General features: G+C 39.5%; 17 protein-coding genes. 2 read left to right on the forward strand and 15 right to left on the reverse strand.

Annotated features, from left to right (window positions below):
* Positions 1 to 280: 280 nt before the first annotated feature.
* Positions 281 to 2,041 carry an ABC transporter ATP-binding protein gene (locus tag L6W14_RS13200; RefSeq protein WP_131521494.1) on the reverse strand — a complete coding sequence of 587 codons (1,761 nt, stop codon included), beginning with the start codon at positions 2,039 to 2,041 and terminating at the stop codon, positions 281 to 283.
* Positions 2,042 to 2,456: 415 nt separating this feature from the next.
* On the opposite strand from L6W14_RS13200, the gene L6W14_RS13205 reads away from it, so the two are divergent.
* Positions 2,457 to 3,218: a TerC family protein gene (locus tag L6W14_RS13205; protein WP_016994674.1), complete on the forward strand. Its 762-nt coding sequence runs from the start codon at positions 2,457 to 2,459 to the stop codon at positions 3,216 to 3,218.
* Positions 3,219 to 3,417: 199 nt separating this feature from the next.
* Entirely contained in the window at positions 3,418 to 3,927 is a 510-nt protein-coding gene (locus tag L6W14_RS13210) for a ferritin (protein WP_048392396.1), read from the forward strand.
* Between the two features lie 120 nt (positions 3,928 to 4,047).
* Here the strand turns inward: L6W14_RS13210 and L6W14_RS13215 are convergent, their stop codons facing one another.
* The 14 genes from L6W14_RS13215 to ilvB all read right to left on the reverse strand — a co-directional run bounded on the left by L6W14_RS13215 (position 4,048) and on the right by ilvB (position 21,579).
* A complete protein-coding gene (locus L6W14_RS13215; RefSeq protein WP_131521495.1) occupies positions 4,048 to 5,220 on the reverse strand; it encodes an iron-containing alcohol dehydrogenase in 1,173 nt (390 codons plus the stop codon).
* 17 nt (positions 5,221 to 5,237) lie between these two features.
* Positions 5,238 to 6,083, reverse strand: coding sequence for an AhlS family quorum-quenching N-acyl homoserine lactonase (locus L6W14_RS13220; protein ID WP_237898175.1), 846 nt, complete (start codon positions 6,081 to 6,083; stop codon positions 5,238 to 5,240).
* Positions 6,084 to 6,103: 20 nt separating this feature from the next.
* Positions 6,104 to 7,525 (reverse strand): aldehyde dehydrogenase family protein, encoded by a 1,422-nt coding sequence (locus tag L6W14_RS13225; RefSeq protein ID WP_131521496.1) that lies wholly within the window; start codon positions 7,523 to 7,525, stop codon positions 6,104 to 6,106.
* 100 nt (positions 7,526 to 7,625) lie between these two features.
* Positions 7,626 to 8,627, reverse strand: a complete 1,002-nt coding sequence (locus L6W14_RS13230; RefSeq protein ID WP_231595618.1) for a LacI family DNA-binding transcriptional regulator — start codon at positions 8,625 to 8,627, stop codon at positions 7,626 to 7,628.
* Positions 8,628 to 8,699: 72 nt separating this feature from the next.
* Positions 8,700 to 9,920 carry an RtcB family protein gene (locus L6W14_RS13235; protein ID WP_237898176.1) on the reverse strand — a complete coding sequence of 407 codons (1,221 nt, stop codon included), beginning with the start codon at positions 9,918 to 9,920 and terminating at the stop codon, positions 8,700 to 8,702.
* A gap of 104 nt (positions 9,921 to 10,024) precedes the next feature.
* Positions 10,025 to 11,875 carry a dynamin family protein gene (locus tag L6W14_RS13240; RefSeq protein WP_237898177.1) on the reverse strand — a complete coding sequence of 617 codons (1,851 nt, stop codon included), beginning with the start codon at positions 11,873 to 11,875 and terminating at the stop codon, positions 10,025 to 10,027.
* Positions 11,876 to 12,131: 256 nt separating this feature from the next.
* The gene (rbsK, locus tag L6W14_RS13245; protein ID WP_131521500.1) at positions 12,132 to 13,016 is read right to left on the reverse strand and encodes a ribokinase; all 885 of its coding nucleotides are present in this window, start codon (positions 13,014 to 13,016) and stop codon (positions 12,132 to 12,134) included.
* Between the two features lie 305 nt (positions 13,017 to 13,321).
* The gene (gene leuD, locus L6W14_RS13250; protein ID WP_131521501.1) at positions 13,322 to 13,912 is read right to left on the reverse strand and encodes a 3-isopropylmalate dehydratase small subunit; all 591 of its coding nucleotides are present in this window, start codon (positions 13,910 to 13,912) and stop codon (positions 13,322 to 13,324) included.
* Between the two features lie 33 nt (positions 13,913 to 13,945).
* Positions 13,946 to 15,355 (reverse strand): 3-isopropylmalate dehydratase large subunit, encoded by a 1,410-nt coding sequence (gene leuC / locus L6W14_RS13255; protein WP_131521502.1) that lies wholly within the window; start codon positions 15,353 to 15,355, stop codon positions 13,946 to 13,948.
* A 17-nt stretch (positions 15,356 to 15,372) separates the two neighbouring features.
* Positions 15,373 to 16,473 carry a 3-isopropylmalate dehydrogenase gene (gene leuB / locus L6W14_RS13260; RefSeq protein ID WP_004231422.1) on the reverse strand — a complete coding sequence of 367 codons (1,101 nt, stop codon included), beginning with the start codon at positions 16,471 to 16,473 and terminating at the stop codon, positions 15,373 to 15,375.
* 184 nt (positions 16,474 to 16,657) lie between these two features.
* Entirely contained in the window at positions 16,658 to 18,193 is a 1,536-nt protein-coding gene (locus L6W14_RS13265) for a 2-isopropylmalate synthase (protein WP_131521503.1), read from the reverse strand.
* On the reverse strand, positions 18,180 to 19,214 hold the full coding sequence (gene ilvC, locus L6W14_RS13270; RefSeq protein WP_016991908.1) for a ketol-acid reductoisomerase: 1,035 nt from the start codon (positions 19,212 to 19,214) through the stop codon (positions 18,180 to 18,182). The genes L6W14_RS13265 and ilvC overlap by 14 nt, the downstream gene beginning before the upstream one ends.
* A gap of 86 nt (positions 19,215 to 19,300) precedes the next feature.
* Positions 19,301 to 19,816: an acetolactate synthase small subunit gene (gene ilvN, locus L6W14_RS13275; RefSeq protein ID WP_004231416.1), complete on the reverse strand. Its 516-nt coding sequence runs from the start codon at positions 19,814 to 19,816 to the stop codon at positions 19,301 to 19,303.
* Positions 19,813 to 21,579: a biosynthetic-type acetolactate synthase large subunit gene (gene ilvB, locus L6W14_RS13280; protein WP_237898178.1), complete on the reverse strand. Its 1,767-nt coding sequence runs from the start codon at positions 21,577 to 21,579 to the stop codon at positions 19,813 to 19,815. The genes ilvN and ilvB overlap by 4 nt, the downstream gene beginning before the upstream one ends.
* Positions 21,580 to 21,821 lie beyond the last annotated feature (242 nt).

A 21,821-nucleotide genomic window follows, 5' to 3' on the forward strand; every position in this document is an offset into this window, starting at 1 on the left:
TTATGACCTTTATTGTGAACTGTAATGTTCTATTCGATTTACCTGCTAAACATTCCTTCTATGATTCATAAATGAATGTTCCATTTTCCATATTAAAGATTTGACCTGTTACCCTATGCATATTCGATGGCATTACCTTCAATCGATTCCCTCTTTCCACATAAACCTTCACTATGCATGTCAGTGTCCTTTGGCTACCACATAAGCAGTAGGACAAGTAACTAAGGGAAGCAACCAAAAAAGGGAAATTGTTTTAAAAAACAATCTCCCCCTCCTTCATTTACGTCAATTCCACAAACTCTTTCTGAACGCTTTGTTCTGTTTGTCCCTTGCGAAATTGAATATGATGAAGCTTTGCAAAAATCCCATTTTGAGCCACTAGCTCATCATAGGTACCATCCTCTTCAATGCCCTTCGGTGTCACAACTAATACGCGATCGGCATTGCGAATAGTTGCCAGTCGATGGGCAATAACTAGTGTTGTACGATTTTCAGCAAGCTCTGTTAACGATTGCTGAATAATCATTTCTGTTTCTGTATCTAAGGCAGAGGTTGCCTCGTCCAAAATTAAGATAGGCGGGTTCTTTAGGAACATACGAGCAATCGCTAGTCGTTGCTTTTGTCCTCCTGATAATTTTAAGCCACGTTCACCTATTTGTGTATCATAGCCATCGGGTAGCTCAGCAATAAATGCCTCTAGATGTGCTTTTTTCGCTGCCTCTCGAATTTCCGCTTCACTTGCATCTAATTTTCCATAGGCAATGTTTTCACGAATCGTACCTGTAAATAAAAAGACGTCCTGCTGTACGATACCAATTTGAGCACGTAATGACGCTTGTGTCATATGACGTATATCGATACCATCAATCGTAATAGCGCCTTTTGTCACCTCATAAAATCGAGGAATCAATGAGCAGATTGTAGTTTTACCAGCACCCGAAGGCCCTACAAAGGCAATGGTTTGGCCAGCTTTTACATCAAATGATATATCATGTAAAACCTGTTTGGATGCATCATAATTAAAATGAACGTGATTGAAGGCAATATTTCCATCTAAATGTTTGATAACCTTTGCATCCTCACGATCTTGAATTTCTGGCTCCTGTTCAATTAATTCACGGAAGCGCTTAAAGCCAGCCATTCCTTTCGGATAAAGCTCTAATAAAGCACTAATTTTATCAATTGGTTTAATCAGGACATTCGTATATAAAACAAAGCTCACTAGCTCCCCATAAGATAATTTCCCATTAAAGCTTAGCCAAGCGCCGACCACTAACACCATTAATGTAAGGAGGCGCGTCATCATGTAAATACTGGAGTGTGTCCCTGCCATAATTTTATAGGCATATAATTTAGCCGTACGGAAAAATCCATTTTGCTCCTTAAAGCGTTTAATTTCAAAATCTTCATTTGTAAAGGATTTCACAACACGGACACCAGACACACTATCCTCTACACGTCCGTTCACATCAGCAATTTTGCCATACATCGTTTTCCAAGCATTGTTCATTTTTATATTACTAAATGTCACAAGCCATGTTAAAAATGGCACCATAATCGCTGCAATCAAAGCGAGTGTTGGATTGACATTAAACATAATGGCAAAGGCCCCAACAAAGGTCATGATCGCAATAAAGAGATCCTCTGGTCCATGATGGGCAAACTCACCTATATCAAACAAATCATTGGTAATGCGACTCATAATATGACCTGTTTTCGTATTATCAAAGAATCGGAAAGATTGCCTTTGTACATGCGTAAATAATTCCTGACGCATATCCGTTTCGATATTTATGCCTAGTTTATGCCCTAAATAGTTAACGATAAAGTTCAATAATGTACTAATGGCATAAACAAGCAGTAATAGGACACTTATTTTCACGATCATGCCCCAATCCCCTGTTGGCAATAACTCATCGATAAACCATTGAACAGCCAATGGAAACGCAAGCTCTAAGATTGCTACAATAATGGCACTCGAAAAATCGATGACAAACAATCGTTTATGTGGCTTGTAGTAGGAAAAAAATTTTCTATACATGTTTGTCTCCTCTCTAAGTTGTAAAAATTTTGCCTATCTTTTAATAGTACCATTTGTGCAAACGTAACGGAAAAGTATTTTTTCTCCATAGCAGTATATTTTTATTTACTTTTAAAATGTTGCATGTTACTATGTTAGTAAGAATTGAATAGCTTTTGACTTTATTGTCAAAGGGGAGTAGCTAGCAGATGCGATCGAAGCATCTGATTCACATTCGTCATTACATGGTATATTACCATCGGGTGTGATGGCATTTTTTGTCACACAGAACACTTTCTGTGCAACGAACAGTTAATTGCTTAGCAAGACCTTTGCCTATTTTTTAGGCAGGGGTCTTTTTCTTTTGCTTAAAATAGGGAAAGAATAAGTTAGCAAGCCATTCATTTCTGTTCAACAATTAAAGGAGGCAATAAATTTGGAGGCAATATTTTTAGAATACGCATGGGTACTTGTCGTATTAATTGTACTAGAAGGTTTGTTAGCAGCAGACAACGCCGTCGTAATGGCTGTTATGGTTAAGCATTTACCAAAGGCACAACAACAAAAAGCTTTATTGTATGGATTGGTGGGGGCATTTGTTTTCCGTTTTGCCGCATTATTCCTTATTACAACGCTCGTTAATTTCTGGCAGATTCAAGCAATAGGTGCAGCTTATCTACTGTTTATGTCTATTAAGCATATTTATGATTCGCGGAAAGCATCTCAAAACTCCGAAGAAATTCAAGAGCCGAAAAAACAATCTGGCTTCTGGATGACGGTTGTAAAAGTAGAACTTGCTGATATCGCATTTGCTGTGGATTCTATTCTTGCGGCGGTTGCCATTGCTGTCACACTTCCACATATCGGTGATTTTGATATTGGCGGTATTAACGCAGGTCAGTTCGCAGTGATGTTCTTAGGTGGTATTATTGGTGTCATCATGATGCGTTTCGCAGCTCGTTGGTTTGTAAAGGTTCTCGACAAATTCCCATCACTTGAAACAGCTGCTTTCCTAATTGTCGGCTGGGTTGGTGTAAAATTAGCTGTATTAACATTAGCACATGAAAAATTGGGTGTGATTCCACACGAATTCCCCCACTCCACTCTTTGGAAAGCTATTTTCTGGATTGTCTTAATTGCTATCGCATTAGGTGGCTACCTAATCGGTGTCAAAAATCAAAAGAAACAAGAACAATAATAATGAAAAATCGCTTCGATTACGATCGGGGCGATTTTTTTATTTTCTTAAAAGTATAAAAGAAGGTATTTTCTAATTGAGAACGAATATCAATTATTTTTCACATGAATTGCTTTAAAAATTAAATTTTTTGTATGTTACGGCTTCTACGCTGTATACTAGTAAAGAAGTCATTTACTGCAAAAGGAGGAAAACTTTTATGTTATCTGAAAAACTACACACAGCTCTTAATGAACAAATGAATTTTGAATTCTACTCTGCGCATGCCTATATGGCAATGGCAGCCTATTGCACAGATCAAGATTATGATGGCTTCGCTAACTTCTTTTTAGTACAAGCAGAAGAAGAACGCTTCCATGCCATGAAATTTTATAATTTCTTAAGTGATATGGGCTACCGCGCAACAATTCAAGGTTTTGAAAGCCCAGGCAATCATTTCGAATCCATTTTAGATGCCTTTAAAACGGCTCTATCACACGAAAAAGAAGTAACACGCCGTATTTACAATTTATCAGACATTGCTTTAGATGAACGTGAGCATGCGACAATGGCCTTCTTAAAATGGTTCATCGACGAGCAAGTAGAAGAAGAATCTACATTTGATACATTAATTCGTAAAATCGAGCGTATCGAAACTGACTCAAACGCAATCTTTATGCTTGATGCAGAATTGGCGACTCGTACTTTTACACCAGATACAGAAGCATGATAGTTCTTATAAAAAAATCTGCCATGAAGGCAGATTTTTTTAGGTAACTATCTTGCTTGTGGGATTTTCAAAAGATGCAATAAAAGAGAAACGTTGAAAAATCAACGTTTCTCAGGTTCTTTATGGTTCTCTTACCACTCCATCAAAGGCAGCTTGATAGATTTGATAGATATCTTCACGCCCTAATGGCATTGGACTTCGAGCTAAAATGCGAGTTTGTTTTGTAGCATCCTCTGTTAGCTGTTCAAGTGCTGATGCAGGGATATTAAATCCTTGTAATGTTGAGGGAATTTTCACATCTTGAACGAGTTGTTGTAAGGCATCAACACATTTATAGGAAGCCTCTTCTTGCGATAAATAGGATGATGATATTCCCATGGCATCTAAAATATCTTTCATTCGTTTTTCACAGCTTTGACGAATATACCCCATGACATATGGTAATAGTACTGCATTGGAATCACCATGAGCTATATGGAACTGACCTCCCAGGGGATAGGCTAAGGCATGGACGCCTGCTACACCGGCATTGAAAAAGGCTAATCCTGCTAAATAGCTGCCATAACTCATATCTGTGCGCGCTTGCTTGTCTTGTCCATTATGGACAGCTGTTCGGATTGACTGGCTAATTAATCGGATAGCTTGTAGTGCAAGTGCGTCCGTTACTGCATTCGCATTTACGGATACGTAGGCTTCTATCGCATGAGTTAACGCGTCTACCCCAGTCGCTGCTGTCACCTTTGATGGTAAGGAAATCGTTAAGGCAGGATCTACAATCGCTACATCCGCTAATAAATAATCATGTGTCACAACATCCTTGGTTGTATCCAGTGATAACACAGAAATATTTGTTACCTCCGAGCCTGTCCCAGAAGTGGTAGGAATTAAGATTTTAGGTAACCCTTTATTATCTAATGTTTTCGTTCCTGTTAGGTTTAAATAATCTGCAACTTTTCCATCATGTTTTGCTAATACGGCGGCAAGCTTTGCTAAATCTAGTGCACTGCCCCCACCTACACCAATCACCAAATCAAATGGATGCTTTCTCGTAAAATCAACCAGTTTTTCGCCAATTGCAAGCGGAGGCTCTGGTGCAATATCCGTATAAATGGTTGTGGTATAGCCTTTCTCCATTAAAGGCTTTTCCACATTGTCCGTTAGACCTATTTCTTTTAATAATGGATCGGTCACGATTAAAATATTGTGAGCATTAAACTTCTTTACCTCTAGCAGAAGCTGACTCAAACAGCCCCAGCCAGTATAGCTAGCAGGCGTAAAGGTTAATTTATGCATGGCTTCTCTACTCCTATCTATTCATAATAGCCTTCCGTCGATTTTCTAAATGATTTAAATTGAATAGGATCATGGCCAAACCATACCTGTGAATTTGTTTCATTTGCTAGTCTTCGAATCCGTTCCACAGTTGTATTATAACCTACAGAATCGTAGATAATGCCTGGTGGCTTGACAGGAGGGCCAAAGCTTTCTGCCGTATAAATGGCATCTGAAGCTAAAATAATACCACCTGTGTCAGGCATTTGAATATGCAAACCTAGCATTCCCCAAGCATGACCACTACCAAAATTTAATACTTGTATCCCTTCAGCTAGTTTTACATGATCCTCGCCACGTTTGATTAAGCGCCATTGTAGATTGTTTTTAATCCACATATCAATGTCACCCCAAACATAGGCACCGTCTTTCACGTTTCTAGCATATGTTTGTAATGTGCCATTAAACTCATCTTCCTGTACAATAATTGTGGCATTTGTAAAGAGTTCTAAGCACCCTGCATGGTCGAGATGCAAATGGGAAGCAACAACATACTTGATATCCTCTGGACGAACATTTAATTCTTCTAGACGATGATGTAAATAGCATTCTTCTGGCATATTAATAGGAAATGATTTTTGCGTAAATTCACCCCATCGCCCTTCTGGACCCATTGAGTTTGGATTGCATGCTGTATCAAATAGAATTTTACCTTCTGGATGATCAATCAATACTGTATAAACAGGGAATTCAACAAATTCATTTGGCTGGTTTGGATGATCGATGGTTGCGGGATTGTGCATCGCAATCATATAATTTTTATCCATTCGCATCGTACCATTGTCCATCACATACAATTTTGGATGTTGTTTAATCATTTTCATTTTCCCATCTCCATTCGTGATTATTGGTTATTCCAAATTACTAGCTTCATTTCCGTCATTTCTTCTAACGCATATTTAATGCCTTCACGGCCTGTGCCGCTTTCCTTTACACCACCATATGGCATGTGATCTACTCGATAAGTAGGTACATCATTAATGATGACTCCACCAACGTGCAATGCTTTTGTAGCCTGAAAAGCTGTCTGAATAGAAGGAGTGAAGATGCCTGCCTGTAGGCCATAGTGAGAATCATTGATAGCCGCTATCCCTTCATCAATGGTGGATACCGTATTAACGATAACAACAGGTGCAAAAATTTCTTCACAGGATACACGACTCTGTGGCTGAACATTATATAAAACAGTGGGCAATAAAATATGATTGTCAATGTGACCACCTGTAATTACTTGTGCCCCTTCAGCTACTGCCTCTTCAATCCATTGATAAGCACGCTGTTGTTCAGCTTGTGAAATCATCATAGCAAGATCTGTTTGATTATCCATTGGATCACCAATTGTAAGCTGCTCTATTTTTTCCTTCAGCCGTATTAAAAATTCCTCCACCATACTTTCCATGACATAGATACGTTGTAAAGAAATGCAGACTTGACCTTGGTTGGAAAAGGCCCCCATCACAATGCGATCCATAATACGCTCTAGCTGTACCCCTTCGTCTATAATTACGCCTGCATTGGAACCTAATTCTAAGGTTACTTTCTTCAAGCCTGCTCGATTGCGTAGAGAAATCCCTACCGCTGGACTTCCTGTAAACGTTATCATCTTAACATTTGGATGTGCTAAAAATGCATCGCCTACTAATTTACCTTGACCAGTTACAAGATTAAAGGCACCTGCTGGTAAATTTGTTTGCGCCAATAATTTTGCCAAAAAATGGGCAGATAATGCTGTTTGTGTGGCAGGTTTCAATACAATCGTATTGCCAGCAGCTAATGCAGGTCCAACTTTGTGTGCTACTAGATTTTGCGGAAAGTTAAATGGTGTAATCGCTGCCACAACACCGATTGGCTCTCTTAATGTATAAGCAAAGCGCCCCTCTCCATTTTTTGATGCATCCATTGGAACCATTTCACCAGTAAGTCGCTTTGCTTCTTCTGCCGCAAATTTATAGGTTTCAACTGTGCGATCAATTTCAGCGTAAGCATACTTTAATGGTTTAGCTGATTCCATTGCAATGATACTTGCTGCTTCATCTCTATTTTCTGCAAAAAGGGTGGATAACTGCTCTAATATCTCTGCTCGTTGAAAAGCAGTTAATGCAGCCATTTGAGGAGCTGCAGCATGCGCACTTTCAATGGCCTCCTGTACATCTTTTTCAGTGGCCATCGCAAAGTGTGCCAATACCTCTTGTGAATAGGGAGCATGGATCTCCATCCATTCAGCAGTTATCTTCCATTCTCCATTAATCCATAAGCCCTTTTTCAATCGTAATTCACTCCTTTCTTTTTATGGTTACGTATTCATTTCAGAAAATAAAGAAATGAATACGTAACCATTTTGGTGTAAAAAATAAACTGATGGTCTATCAGTTTATTTTACACGTTGTATTTCTTGGGAAAATCTTAACAGACTCTGTTTGTCTAATGCAAGTACTTTTTTTCTCCATTACCTCAAATAATTTTTCGATAGCAATAAAACCTAAGTTCTCTTCTGATGTTAAACCTACTGTTGTTAAGGCAATAGAGTGATGTTTACTAAGCTCGACATTATCAATACCAATGATATTAAAATCTCTCGGAACCTGAAAACCTCTCTCTAAACAAAGATTCAATATTTCAATGGCAATGGCATCCGTAGCAGCACAAATAGCTGTTGGTCTTTTTTCGAGTTGTAAAAGCTCTGCAAACGCACGTTCAATATCCATTTTATTGGTGTTCGTTAAAAAAGTAGGCACTAATTTTGCATCTAGCCCATAATCCTGTAAAGCTTGTTCAAATCCCAGATAGCGTCCATAGAAGGTACTCATTTGATGTGGACCCCCTATCCAACATAAAGAGTCATGCCCTAATGATAGGACATGCTTGGTCGCAAGGTAACCTGCTTGAACATTATCAATTTCTACAAAATGTCTATTCTCTTTATGCTTACGGTTAAACATAATAAATGGAATAGCTAGTTTTTCTAGTTTATAAAATAAATCATCTTGATACAACATAGAAGACAATATAATTGCGTCTGCTTTCGTTTCTAAAACAGCATTGTAGATTGAATTAAGATTATCCTCTGTGCCAAAATAGACATTCACTTTATAGCCACGTGCATTAACATAATTCACGATGGCTGTAGTTGTATCAACAAAAAAAGGGTTGTGTAAGGGCCCCGAAATCAATGTAATAATGCCTGTTTTTTTCTGAACAAGCGATCTTGCTATATCATTTGGCACATAGTTTAGTTCCTCTATCGCCTGCATTACTTTTTCAATTGTTTTTGGCTTTACAAGCTCTGGTGTATTCAATACTCTAGATACAGTTGTTTGTGAGACACCAGCATGCTTCGCCACATCTTTTGAAGATACCAAAAAAACCACCCATTTCATCATTGTGAAGCTATATTATATCATCTATAGAATAATGATTATAGTGATGATTTCTTCTCTACCTTAACGCTTTCGCTCATATGGCTTTGCAGCTTCACTCGCTTTAAAGTTATAAACAGGTTTAATAACTTTGACAATATCTACAGTTTCCCCAATCGCAGAAGTAATTTCTGTCATCGGCTTATAGGCCATTGGTGCCTCATCCAATGTTTCTTCATTGACTGATGTTGTCCAAATCCCCTGCATCGTATCTTTAAAATCGGCCATATTCAAAGCTTTTTTCGCTGCGCGTCGTGAAAACATGCGTCCTGCTCCATGGGGGGCTGAATAATTCCATTCCGCATTGCCTTTCCCTATACAAATCAGAGATCCATCCCGCATATTCATTGGAATAACTAGCTTTTCATCTTTATTTGCACGAACAGCCCCTTTGCGAAGCGTCATCGTTTCTGTATCGATATAGTTATGAATCGTATCAAACGTATCCGTAAAATGCCAATCCATCTGTTTAGCTATGGTTTCTGCAATGGTCCAACGATTCATCCGTGCAAATTGCTGTGCAATCTTCATATCATGGATATAATCATGGAAAGCTTCACCCTCTAAATATGACAAGTCTTTCGGAACGAACGGTGTTTGTTCTTTATAGGCTTGTATCATGGATTGAATCTCTTGTTGTCGTCCTTGCTGTTTCATTGCTTCTATTTTTTCTGTCAAATCTTCTCGACGTAAATTTTCATAAGCTCTTTTTTGATGCCAATTAGCAACCTTTGCCCCTACATAGCGTGACCCCGTATGGATGAGCAAATAGTGCTGATCATCTTCATCTTTGGCAAGCTCAATAAAATGGTTGCCTCCCCCAAGTGTACCTAATGACAAGTTCGTATAGTCATCTTTCAAGCCGCTCGCTCGAAATTGTTTACCTTCAAACTCTACAAAATGTCGGCTTGGCGATACTTCTTTATGAATATCCTGCCCACTGGGTACATATGTGCGAATGATGGCATCGAGTTGAGCAAAATCAACTGTTGTTACGTCAAGTTGTGCTACAAATACACCACACCCCACATCAATGCCGACAAGATTGGGTACAACACGGTCTTGCAATTGGATGGTCGTGCCAATGACACATCCTTTACCCGCATGATAATCTGGCATAATACGTACTTTAGTGCCTGCCATAAAAGCCTGGTCTGTTAGTTCTTGAATCTGATCAACAGCTGTTTGTAATGCTGTTTGCGCAAAGATTTTTGCATTCGTGAAGCGTCCATTTATTTCAATCAAGTGTATCCCTCCTTACTACTTATACGTAAAACTGGAATGATTTGTTTCATATCATAAAGAAAACGTTCTAAAAGCATGCTACTTTTAGAACGTTTGGTGAAAACCTAATCTTCATATTGTACAACTAATTTTTTAGGTATTTCGGGTATATCATTTGATTTTACATCTTCTTCCCTTAAGTCAAGCATTTGCATGGGATATTTTTCTTGCACCTCAAAAGGTATTGCAATACTTTCCATTTTATTATTCATTTGACTTCTTGCGAGTAAGCCATTGTTTGATAAATCAATGGCTAAAATAGCCTGCACAGTTTCCTCAAGCATGGCAATATCCTTCGATTTCAACGGCATTTGCTCATTCATTAAAAATGGTTGAAGATGTTCTTTTATATAACCCTGTGCTTCGATTAAGCAAGAAAATTCATTTAATTTTTCAGCATAGCGCTTTAACTGACGCTTATCTTTTGCACGCTGTTGATTTAGTTTCTGTACTTTTTGTTCAATACGGCTCATGCGTACTTTCACTAAATCAATCAAAAAAGGCTGTGTATCTCGAATCGCCTGTAGCATTGAAACCTCTGCTTGTTGTACCTTGGCATATTGGGCGACACAAACCTCTTGCTGCTCATTGAGTTTTTGAACACGCTCTTTGAAAAATTCATTTTGCGTATGTTGGCCAAAGAAAGCTTTCATAAGACCTTTACCATGAATTTTTTTATGTTGTGCATCTAAACGCTCATATTCGCGTAAATACTCACTGTGCATGTTGCGGTATTCACGCAACACTTGTTGATAGTGCACAGCAATTTCAGTAAATTCTTCCACCTTGGAATCGTGTAAATAATCATGTTGCGCTATCGTTTGTAATAGCTGATACAGTGTTTGAACCTGTTTAAACGTGTTCGCTACCTGTTCATATTCTTGCTCATATTCTTTGACAATTGCTAAGTCACGTTGATAGCGAGAATATTCATATTGGGTATCGCCTGCGTATTTTTCAATATTCTCTACAGCAGATTGAAATGGATCTCGTTGTGGAATTACAGTTAATTCGAAGCGGAATCGTTCAAGCCATTGTAAGAAGCGAATTAGGATGGCATATGTTTTTTTATCACTATTTTCAGCCACACGATGAATGTGAGCAATTAATTGATCATACTGACTTTTTTGCCAAAGCTCATGACTGTCTGTTTGTTTGGCTACTAGTGCATTAATTGCTGAAATCCCTATAAAATCACTCATCAAATGACCAATACGTTGTTGTTCAGAGTCCATAAATGCTGTGGCATGTTCCTCATCATCGATGCCGTTGATGACACATAAAGGTTCAACACCTTTATTCTTTAACGTTTCAATTAAGAGAAGTTCAGCATCCATTGCCATTGAACCAGCGCGTAACACCCAGAAAATTTCATCAACACGGTTCATAAGCGCCTCTGAAAAATAAGCCATTTCTCCTCCGCCTGCTTCTAATGACACAGAATCAATTATTGTCACGGATTTTAATAAATCATTTTTCAAATAGACTTCTAGGTAATCTAAGTGTTCACGTAAAATCTGGGAAGCAAACGTATCGCCAGTTGTTAGTAGCTCTAATTTACTGAGATCAAATACAGCGACAACACCATCTAAAAAATAAGCTTTAATCTCTTCTTGCTCGCCGTAGCGTATAAAAGTATTTACACTTGTTGGATGCTGATCATCTACCGATAATATTTCGCGTCCTAGAAGTCCATTCACAAGTGTTGTTTTGCCCACCCGCTCTTTTCCAACTATTAAAATCATCGTCTGGTTATTGGCATCTTGAATGATTCGATTTAAATGTTTTGCTGTATCTTTCACATATGTATTTTGGACGATGATGCCATACAAGTGTCGTAGTTGGTCAACAAATTGCGGCAAAATATTATTCGCTGAGGTTGTATTTTCGATTGGCGTATTGTCAATGTTCGTCATCCTCAAAACCTCTTTTCGTATGTATCTATAAGACCATTATAAATGAAACTATGGCTTTTCTAATACACGGATTGATAAAAAGAGGACAATATACTTATACGTTTATACGACAAATAGGAATTCATCCTTACACCTATTTCCTGTCTGCTTCATATATGATTGCTACACAGACTAAAGGGAATAGTCCCATCTATGAGTTTAGAAGTATTAGGCTTGGAGATTTCTCTCCAAGGTTGCTGAATAGCTGACCTTTGTCCTATTCCTCCAAACCAGCCATACGAGCATAAACAGCTCCAAGTAATGGCATTCCACCTTGGGCACCTAATTTCTCTACAGATAAGGAGGCAGCGATATTAGCAAAATATACAGCCTCATCCAACGATTGCCCTTCTACTAAAGCATAGGCTAAAGCACCATTAAAGGTATCACCTGCGCCCGTTGTATCCACGACTGTTGTCATATAACCTGGAACATGAATTGGATAGGAGCCATCGAAATAACGTGCACCATCACTTCCTAGCGTCACGATTAATTTATTAGGATATTTTTCTAAAACTTGTTCCACTGGCTCGTTAAAAATTTCAGCACATTCTGTCTCGTTAGGTGTTAAATAGGTAATATCGTCCATCCACTGCACATCAAAATTGGCTGCTGGAGCAGGGTTCAACAGTATCGGAACACCCGCTTCTTTACATAAATGAATGGCATGGGCTGTCGTCTCTTTAGGGATTTCAAGCTGTATAATTACCAAGTTACTTTTTTGTATCAACTCTTTTGAAGCTTCAAGATGGGATATGCTTAGGTCATAATTAGCTCCAGGTACGACAACAATTCGATTATCGTTATTGTAAATAAGTATATTAGCAATGCCTGTAGGAGCAGTGGTGCTTTTTACAATGGCGTTTGTCTGAATCTGCTCTTGCTGTAAAGCAGCATGTAATGTCTCACCAAAATGATCATTCCCTAAACAGCCAACCATCGCCACCTCACTGCCAAGACGAGCTGCGGCAACTGCTTGATTAGCCCCTTTTCCTCCTGGAACTGTTTGAAACGAGTTACCTAGAATGGTTTCCCCCTGCTTTGGAAAAGCATTCATTTGTACAACTAAATCCATATTTAAACTTCCTATAACTGTAATCATGGAATTCCACCTTTCATCTTTTGATCAAACAAAAAAACAACTGAAATGAGTAGTATCATTTCAGTAGCTTAACAATATAAAAATTCGTATGAATTAAAAATTTCCGAAATGCCTATCGACTGTTTTAGGGATGCTTTCAAAAGCTAGCTGGATTTGTCCTTTAATATACAAATATTTTTATAATGATAACATAGTGCCACCTTCGCATTTGATGTTTCCTTTATTATAAATAATTTCATATAGGAAATGCACTACAAACACAAAAAAACTGAAGACAACATCAAATTTGTCTTCAGTCACATCCATTAATAGGCTACTCGCTTCGCCTCATATGCGGCGATGTGGTCCTCATATTTAAAGGTTAAGGCGATTTCATCCCAACCATTCAGTAACGTTTCTTTATAGTACGGGTCAATTGTAAAATGATAAACTGTACCATCTTCACCTGTTACGGTTTGCTCTGCAAGATTTACTTCCATACTATAGGGCTTTGCTAAGCCTTTTGCTAAAATAGCATCACATTCCGATTCTGTTAGCTTAATCGGTAAGATACCGTTTTTGAAGCAGTTATTATGAAAAATATCTGCAAAAGAAGGTGCCATCACAACGTTAAAACCGTAATCTAAAATTGCCCATGGTGCATGTTCACGAGAGGAGCCACAGCCGAAATTATCTTGCGCCACTAGAATTTTAGATTCTTTAAATTCAGGTTTATTTAATACAAAGTCAGCTATTTCATTGCCTTGTGCATCGAAACGCCAATGGTAAAATAAAAACTGTCCAAAACCTGTGCGCTCAATACGTTTTAGAAATTCTTTTGAAATAATTTGATCGGTATCAACATTTTTTCGATCAAGTGGTGTGATGACACTATTTACGATATTAATTGGTTCCATTTTTCAATCATCCCTTCCCGAGTAAAGCAAGACTTACACTGTTTCCTTCACAAATTCACGTACATCGACGAAGTGACCTGCAATCGCAGCGGCTGCTGCCATTGGTGGTGACACTAAATGTGTACGAGCTCCTGCGCCCTGACGTCCTTCAAAGTTGCGGTTTGAGGTAGAGGCACAGCGTTCTCCAGCTGGTACGACGTCATCATTCATCGCAAGGCACATCGAGCAACCAGACTCACGCCATTCAAAGCCAGCATCCAAAAAGATTTTATCTAAACCTTCTGCCTCAGCTTGTTTTTTCGTTGTATGTGAGCCTGGGACAACGATGGCTGTGACCTTGTCATGCACCTTACGCCCTTTGATAACATCAGCAGCTGCACGCAAATCACTAATGCGTGAGTTTGTACAGGAGCCAATGAAGACATGCTGGATGTCAATGGATGTTAATGGCTGGCCTTCCTCTAAGCCCATATAGGCAAGTGCTTTTTGAAGTGCCGCCTTGTCTGATTCATCCTCATAATCTGCTTGTGTTGGAACATGCCCAGAAACACCAGTACCCATCGATGGGTTTGTTCCCCACGTAATGATTGGTTCAATTTCTTCAGCTTTTATAATACGAACCGTATCGTACGTTGCATCTTCGTCTGAAGCAAGACTTAACCAGTAAGCGGCTGCTTCTTCCAATTTTTCTCCCTGCGGTGCATATTTGCGTCCACGAATATAATCGACTGTTGTTTGGTCAGGTGAGATAAGCCCTGCTTTTGCGCCTGCCTCAATTGACATATTACAAATCGTCATGCGTTCTTCCATAGATAGTTTGTGGATAGCCTCTCCAGTGAATTCCACAATATGTCCTGTACCAACACCTATTCCGAACTTGGCAATGATGGCTAGAATAATATCCTTTGCCGCTACCCCAACTGGTAGCTCCCCTTCGACACGAATCTCCATCGTTTTCGGCTTATTTTGCCATAATGTTTGCGTCGATAATACATGCTCCACCTCTGATGTTCCAATACCAAATGCAATGGCCCCAAAGGCACCGTGAGTCGATGTATGAGAATCCCCACAAACAATGGTTTTACCAGGCTGTGTTAATCCAAGCTCTGGCCCAATCACATGGACAATCCCTTGGTCAGGGTGACCCATGCCTGCTAACTCAACGCCAAATTCCTCAGCATTTTTAGCTAATGTTTCGATTTGATTGCGCGCAATGGGATCATGGATAGTTGGTAAATTTTTTGTTGGTACGTTATGATCCATTGTCGCAAAGCTTAAATCAGGACGACGCACTTTACGTCCGTTCATGCGTAACCCTTCAAAAGCTTGCGGAGATGTTACTTCATGAATTAAATGAAGATCAATATATAACAGGTCCGGTTTGCCCTCTTCCTGATAAACAACATGTTTATCCCAAATCTTTTCAATTATATTTTTACCCATTGTCTTCACCTATTTCTTTAAATATATGTTGTCATAATACTTTGTGATACAAAGCTAGTATCAATTTCGTTAATTACCTTATCTGTCCATTCATTAGTTGATAAAATACGACTGCCGTCACGAGCAAGATCTGCTGTAAAGTAGCCATCATCAAATACTGCACTTACAGCGCGTTCAATTTCTGCTGCTTCTTCTTTTAAGCCAAATGAATATTGCAGCATCATCGCTACGGATAAAATGGTTGCAGCAGGATTTGCTACACCTTGCCCTGCAATTTCTGGTGCTGAGCCATGTACTGGTTCATATAAGCCAAAATTATCACCACGAATGGATGCGGATGGTAAAACACCTAGAGAACCAGTAATAACAGATGCTTCATCACTTAAAATATCACCAAACATATTTTCAGTAACGACTACATCATAGTGTCCAGGATTTGTAATCAGTTTCATTGCGACAGAGTCTACTAGGTTATGTTCTACGATTACATCTGGATACTCTTTTTTCTTTGCTTCTACAACTTCACGCCATAAGCGACTTGTTTCAAGCACATTCGCCTTGTCAACAGAGCATAATTTGCCACCACGTAAACGTGCTAGTTCAAAGGCATTTTCAACGATACGCTCTACCTCTGCTTTAGAGTACACCGTTGTATCAATTGCGCCATTTTCAGTACGCATACGTGGTTCCCCGAAGTATACGCCGCCTGTTAGTTCACGTACAATCATTAAATCAACGTTTTCAGCCACTTCACGCTTTAATGGTGAAGCATCTAGTAAACTCGGGAACGCCTTTACTGGACGTAGATTGGCAAATAAATCGAAGTGTTTCCGAATTCGTAGTAACCCTTTCTCTGGGCGCAATTCAGGAGGGTTTTGATCCCACTTTGGACCACCTACAGCTCCTAATAAAATCGCATCACTATTTTCACACATCTCGATTGTTTCATCCGGTAATGGATTATTATGCTGGTCGATCGCAGCACCACCAATTGTTGCATATCCTAAATGAAATGTATGATTAAATCGTTTACCAATCACCTGTAATACACGTACAGCAGAAGCAACAACCTCTGGCCCAATTCCATCACCGGGAAGTACTGTAATTTTTCTCTCCATCGTCAAAACACCTTTCTTTGTATAGCGTATTCGCTAATTTAGTAAAGACGCTCACCTACCTTTTATCGAGGTGAGCGTAGTCATTACGTCTAAGCGTAATTTTTGGTTAATTGATACAATACGCCATGACATCATTGCATCCGACTTGTGAATGGTACTTCATACAATTCACTACCTCAGAAACCTATACAGGATGTGCGCGAAGGCTTGCTTGAATTAAATGACGGTTAATAGCATTTAAATAAGCTTTTGCCGATGCTTCTAAAACATCTTGAGAGGAATTACGGCCTGTAGTCGAAACCTCATCATAGCGAATATTAATAACCGCTTCACCCAGTGCATCTCGTCCTTTGCCAACCGAGGTCACACGGTAATCAATGACATGTACAGCTCCAGGTACAAGTTGCTCCAGTGTATTAAAAATGGCTTCTACTGAACCAGAGCCAGTAGCTACAACGGTTTTCTCTAGTCCCTCAGGTGTAAGCACAATGGCTGTCGCTGTAGGAATATTTTCAGTACCATATTGTACCTGCACCATTTTCAACTCAAAGAGTGGTACATCTTCTACTTGAACTTGCTGCTCAGTAAGAAGAGTGAGTAAATCTTCCTCTGTAATTTCTTTTTTACGATCAGCCAATTTTTTAAATTCCACAAATGCTTTGTTCAACTTTTCATCAGAAAGATGGAAGCCCATTGTTTCCGCACGATCACGGAAGGCTGCACGACCAGAATGTTTCCCGAGAACTAATGGTATTTCACCTTCGCCGATTAAAGAAGGTGAAATAATTTCATAGGTTTCTGGATTTTTTAAGACACCATCTTGATGGATGCCCGATTCGTGTGCAAATGCATTTCTTCCTACAATCGCTTTATTTGGCTGAATCACAACATTTGTCAATTTACTGACTAATTGAGACGTCCGTTTAATTTCTTGCAACTGAATGCCTGTTTGCACCTGATAAATGTCCTTGCGAATATGAAGTGCTACAGCAATTTCCTCGAGTGCCACATTACCTGCGCGCTCGCCGATACCATTGATCGTTCCTTCGACTTGTGCAGCACCATTTTCTATTGCTGCAATCGTGTTAGCTGTTGCCATCCCTAAATCATCATGACAATGGGCGGAGAATTTCACTTTGTCAGCACCTTTGACATTTTCCAGTAGGAACTTAAATAATGCACCATATTCTTGTGGGGATGCATACCCTACAGTGTCTGGAACATTAATCGTTGTTGCACCAGCAGCAACCACTTCGTTCATAATTCGCACTAAAAATTCACGATCAGAGCGGAATGCATCCTCAGCAGACCATTGTACAAGTGGGAAGAATTTTTTAGCGTATTTAACAGCCTCTATCGCTTGCTCCACCACTTGATCAGGAGATTTTTTTAATTTGTATTCCATATGAATAGGTGATGTGGCTAGAAAAATATGAATATGTGGCTGTTGTGCTAATTTTATCGCTTCCCATGTAGCATCAATATCCTTTTGGATACAGCGAGCTAGCCCCGTCACAATGGAATTTTTTACTGTACCTGCAATGCGATGGACCGCATCAAAGTCACCGGGTGACGAAGCAGGAAATCCTGCTTCGATAATTGTCACACCAAGGCGCTCTAATTGTTTGGCAATTTCAATCTTCTCAGCTGTGTTTAAGTTAATCCCAGCAGATTGTTCACCATCGCGAAGCGTAGTATCGAAAATATCAATTTTTCGCACTTGTCGCCACTTCTCTCACAACTTTTTCTTTACCTTCGTTGATGAATGGCATCATAGCACGTAGTTTAGCGCCTACTTCTTCGATTTGATGGTTCGCACCAGCTTCTTTGAATTTTGTATATTCTGGACGACCATTTTCATTTTCTTGAATCCAACGACGAGCAAATGTACCATCTTGGATATCTGTTAATACATCTTTCATACGAGCTTTTACAGACTCATCGATGATGCGTGGTCCTGCCACATAATCTCCCCACTCTGCTGTATCTGAAACTGAGTAGCGCATTGTTGCCATACCGCCCTCAAACATTAGGTCAACAATTAATTTAAGCTCATGTAGTGTTTCAAAGTAGGCTAATTCTGGTTGATAACCAGCTTCTACTAATGTTTCGAATCCTGCTCTTACTAGCTGTGTTGCACCACCACAAAGTACCGCTTGTTCACCAAATAAATCTGTCTCTGTTTCTTCTTTGAATGTTGTTTCAAGAAGCCCACCACGTGCAGCACCGATTCCTTTACCATACGCAAGCGCTAAATCTTTTGCTTGGCCTGTAGCATCTTGGTGAATAGCGAATAGTCCTGGTACCCCAGCACCTTCTTGGAATTGACGACGAACTAGATGTCCTGGTCCTTTTGGTGCTACTAAAAATACGTCAACGTCTGCTGGTGGTGTAATTTGACCGAAATGGATATTGAAGCCGTGTGCAAACATCAATGCTTTACCAGCTTGTAAATGTGGCGCAATTTCCGCTTCATAAACTGCTTTTTGACGCTCATCTGGTAATAGAATTTGGATAACATCTGCTTCTTGTGCAGCTTCAGCTACTGTTTTTACGTCAATACCATCTGCTTTTGCCGCATCGAAAGATCCACCTGGACGAACGCCTACTACCACGTCAAAACCTGATTCTTTAAGGTTTAAAGCATGTGCATGACCTTGTGAACCGTAACCGATAATTGCGATTTTCTTTCCTTTTAATACGTCCTCGTTGATATTTTGCTCATAGTACATTGTAGCCATAGTTAATTTCCTCCTAGAATATGTTTTGTTTTTTATAGCTTTAGATTCTTGCTTTGTCTATAAAGCTATTTATTTTTATATGCAAACTATTTTAAAATAGAGAGCTGCGGGTTTGAGACTTTTTGTGTTTCACGAACGGAGGCAGTTGCTCCTGTACGTGTAAGTTCTTTAATGCCATACGGTCGAATGAGTTCGATGAAGGCATCAATCTTCTCTGGATGTCCTACTACTTGATATGTCACAACATTTTTGGCTGTATCAATAATTTGGGCTCGGAACGGCTCAACAATTGAATTCATTTCCAAACGTAAATTTGGTGGGGAAATCACCTTTACTAGTGCTAGCTCTCGCAGAACAATCGATTTATCGGTTATGTCATTGACCTTTAACACATCAATTTGCTTGGATAACTGTTTCACTAGCTGCTCAATTTTGCGTTCGTCCTCTACGTTAACAACGAAGGTCATCTTTGAAAAATTCGGTTGCTCCGTATGACCTACTGTAATCGATTCAATATTGAACTGACGCTTCATCAATAAACCTGTCAAACGGTTTAATACACCACTTTGGTTAATCACAGTTACGGTAATTACTCGTTTCAATTCTTTTTCACCCCAATCATTTCATGTAAGCCTTTGCCAGGTGCTACCATTGGGTAAACACATTCAAGCTGTTTCACTCGACAGTCAATTAATACTGGCTCATCAGACAGCAGTGCCTCACGGAAAATAGACTCTGCTTCATCGATTGTGTTAATACGATAGCCTTTAATGTCATAAGCATCAGCTAACTTAACAAAATCTGGTTGGATCGGCATCAGTGATGATGAATAGCGCTCTTCATAGAATGTTTGTTGCCATTGACGCACCATGCCTAGACAGCTATTATTCAAAATCACTATTTTTACTGGTAAGTTAAATTCCTGTAGGATGGATAGCTCCTGTGCCGTCATTTGGAATCCTGCATCTCCTACAATCGAAATAACTTTTTTGTCTGGCTTCGCAAATTGGGCGCCAATTGCGGCCGGGAAGCCGAAGCCCATCGTACCAAGTCCACCAGACGTTACCCATGCATGATCATTATTTAAATGATAATATTGTGCTGCCCACATTTGATGCTGCCCAACATCTGTCGTCACAATGGCATTCCCTTCAGTTACCTTGTGCACTAATTGCAATGCCTCTTGTGGTAGGATTTCTTGCGTATTTGTATCCTTGCAATACCATAATGGATATTCCATTGCATGATTCCTTAAATAAGCTAACCAATCGGCTGTATCAGGACCTTGGAAATCCTTTTTCAATAGGGCTTTTAAAGCCTCCTTGGCATCAGCAACAATTGGAATATCTGTCGGTACATTTTTGCCAATTTCAGCAGGATCAATATCGATATGGATAATCGTTGCATTTGGTGCAAATGTAGCTAGATTACCTGTTAGACGATCATCAAATCGTGCCCCAATATTGAGTAATAAATCCGATTTTGTGATCGCTGTATTTGCTGTAGCTGTACCATGCATCCCAGCCATCCCAAGGAATAAGTCATGTTCACCATGGATGGAGCCCAATCCTAGCAATGTGTTCGTTACTGGAATACGATATTTTTCTGCGAAAGTCGTTAATTCCTCACGTGCATCCGCAAAAAGAACACCTGCACCCGCTAAGATGATTGGGTTTTTTGCCAATGAAATGGCTTGAATCGCCTTTTGGACTTGTAGATAATTTGGTTTATATGTTGGCTGATAGCCTGGTAAATAAATTTCATCAGGTGCTTGCGGTGGATTCTCTACATCAAACAACATTTGGGAAACGTTTTTTGGGAAATCCACGACAACTGGTCCCTTACGACCTGTGCTAGCGATATGGAAAGCTTCCTTCACAATGCGGGGAATATCATTGACATCCTGCACCTGATAGTTGTGCTTTGTAATCGGTGTTGTAATCCCCATAATATCGGCTTCTTGGAAAGCATCTGTTCCGATCACAGATGTCGCAACCTGTCCTGTAAAAACAACCAATGGAATAGAGTCGATCATGGCATCCGCAATACCTGTTACAAGGTTTGTTGCACCAGGTCCACTTGTGGCAATAACAACGCCCGTTTTACCTGAAACACGAGCATAGCCTTCCGCCGCATGAATAGCACCCTGTTCATGTCTTGTTAAAATATGGCGAATTGGGTTTTTATACATCGCATCATAAATTTGTAATACGGCTCCTCCTGGATAGCCAAAGACAATTTCAACCCCTTGATCGTGCAATGCCTGCACTAATACATCTGCACCGTCCTTTGCTTGATAGGTTTGTTCAGCTGTTGCTGTTGTAGCTAATTGTTCTTGTTCATTGATTGAAACATTCGCACTCATCAAATTATGCCTCCTTCATTTCTTTCAAACTCACACATCAGTGTTGTAGATTAGTGAAGTGTCAATAGCTGGATTGACTATTCCTCTCATCCTTTTCGTTGAGAGGCTGTTCAATTGCATCGTGAAAATAATAAAAAGCCTTTTTCTCCACACGCAAAGAACTACCTTACGTAGGGATGAAAAAGACTTTCCATGGTACCACCCTTTTTTATAGCAAATAATTGCTACCTCGCGAATAAATG

Origin of the sequence: Lysinibacillus sp. ACHW1.5 (assembly GCF_022014815.1) — a bacterium.
GTDB classification, from domain to species: domain Bacteria; phylum Bacillota; class Bacilli; order Bacillales_A; family Planococcaceae; genus Lysinibacillus; species Lysinibacillus capsici.

Excerpts from the sequence above, each read along its gene's own strand:
- L6W14_RS13220 (WP_237898175.1), bottom strand. The coding sequence starts at position 6,083 with ATGAAAATGATTAAACAACATCCAAAATTGTATGTGATGGACAATGGT.
- L6W14_RS13200 (WP_131521494.1), bottom strand. The coding sequence starts at position 2,041 with ATGTATAGAAAATTTTTTTCCTACTACAAGCCACATAAACGATTGTTT.
- rbsK (WP_131521500.1), bottom strand. The coding sequence starts at position 13,016 with ATGATTACAGTTATAGGAAGTTTAAATATGGATTTAGTTGTACAAATG.
- ilvB (WP_237898178.1), bottom strand. The coding sequence starts at position 21,579 with ATGAGTGCGAATGTTTCAATCAATGAACAAGAACAATTAGCTACAACA.
- L6W14_RS13240 (WP_237898177.1), bottom strand. The coding sequence starts at position 11,875 with ATGACGAACATTGACAATACGCCAATCGAAAATACAACCTCAGCGAAT.
- leuD (WP_131521501.1), bottom strand. The coding sequence starts at position 13,912 with ATGGAACCAATTAATATCGTAAATAGTGTCATCACACCACTTGATCGA.
- leuC (WP_131521502.1), bottom strand. The coding sequence starts at position 15,355 with ATGGGTAAAAATATAATTGAAAAGATTTGGGATAAACATGTTGTTTAT.
- leuB (WP_004231422.1), bottom strand. The coding sequence starts at position 16,473 with ATGGAGAGAAAAATTACAGTACTTCCCGGTGATGGAATTGGGCCAGAG.
- L6W14_RS13215 (WP_131521495.1), bottom strand. The coding sequence starts at position 5,220 with ATGCATAAATTAACCTTTACGCCTGCTAGCTATACTGGCTGGGGCTGT.
- L6W14_RS13210 (WP_048392396.1), top strand. The coding sequence starts at position 3,418 with ATGTTATCTGAAAAACTACACACAGCTCTTAATGAACAAATGAATTTT.
- ilvC (WP_016991908.1), bottom strand. The coding sequence starts at position 19,214 with ATGGCTACAATGTACTATGAGCAAAATATCAACGAGGACGTATTAAAA.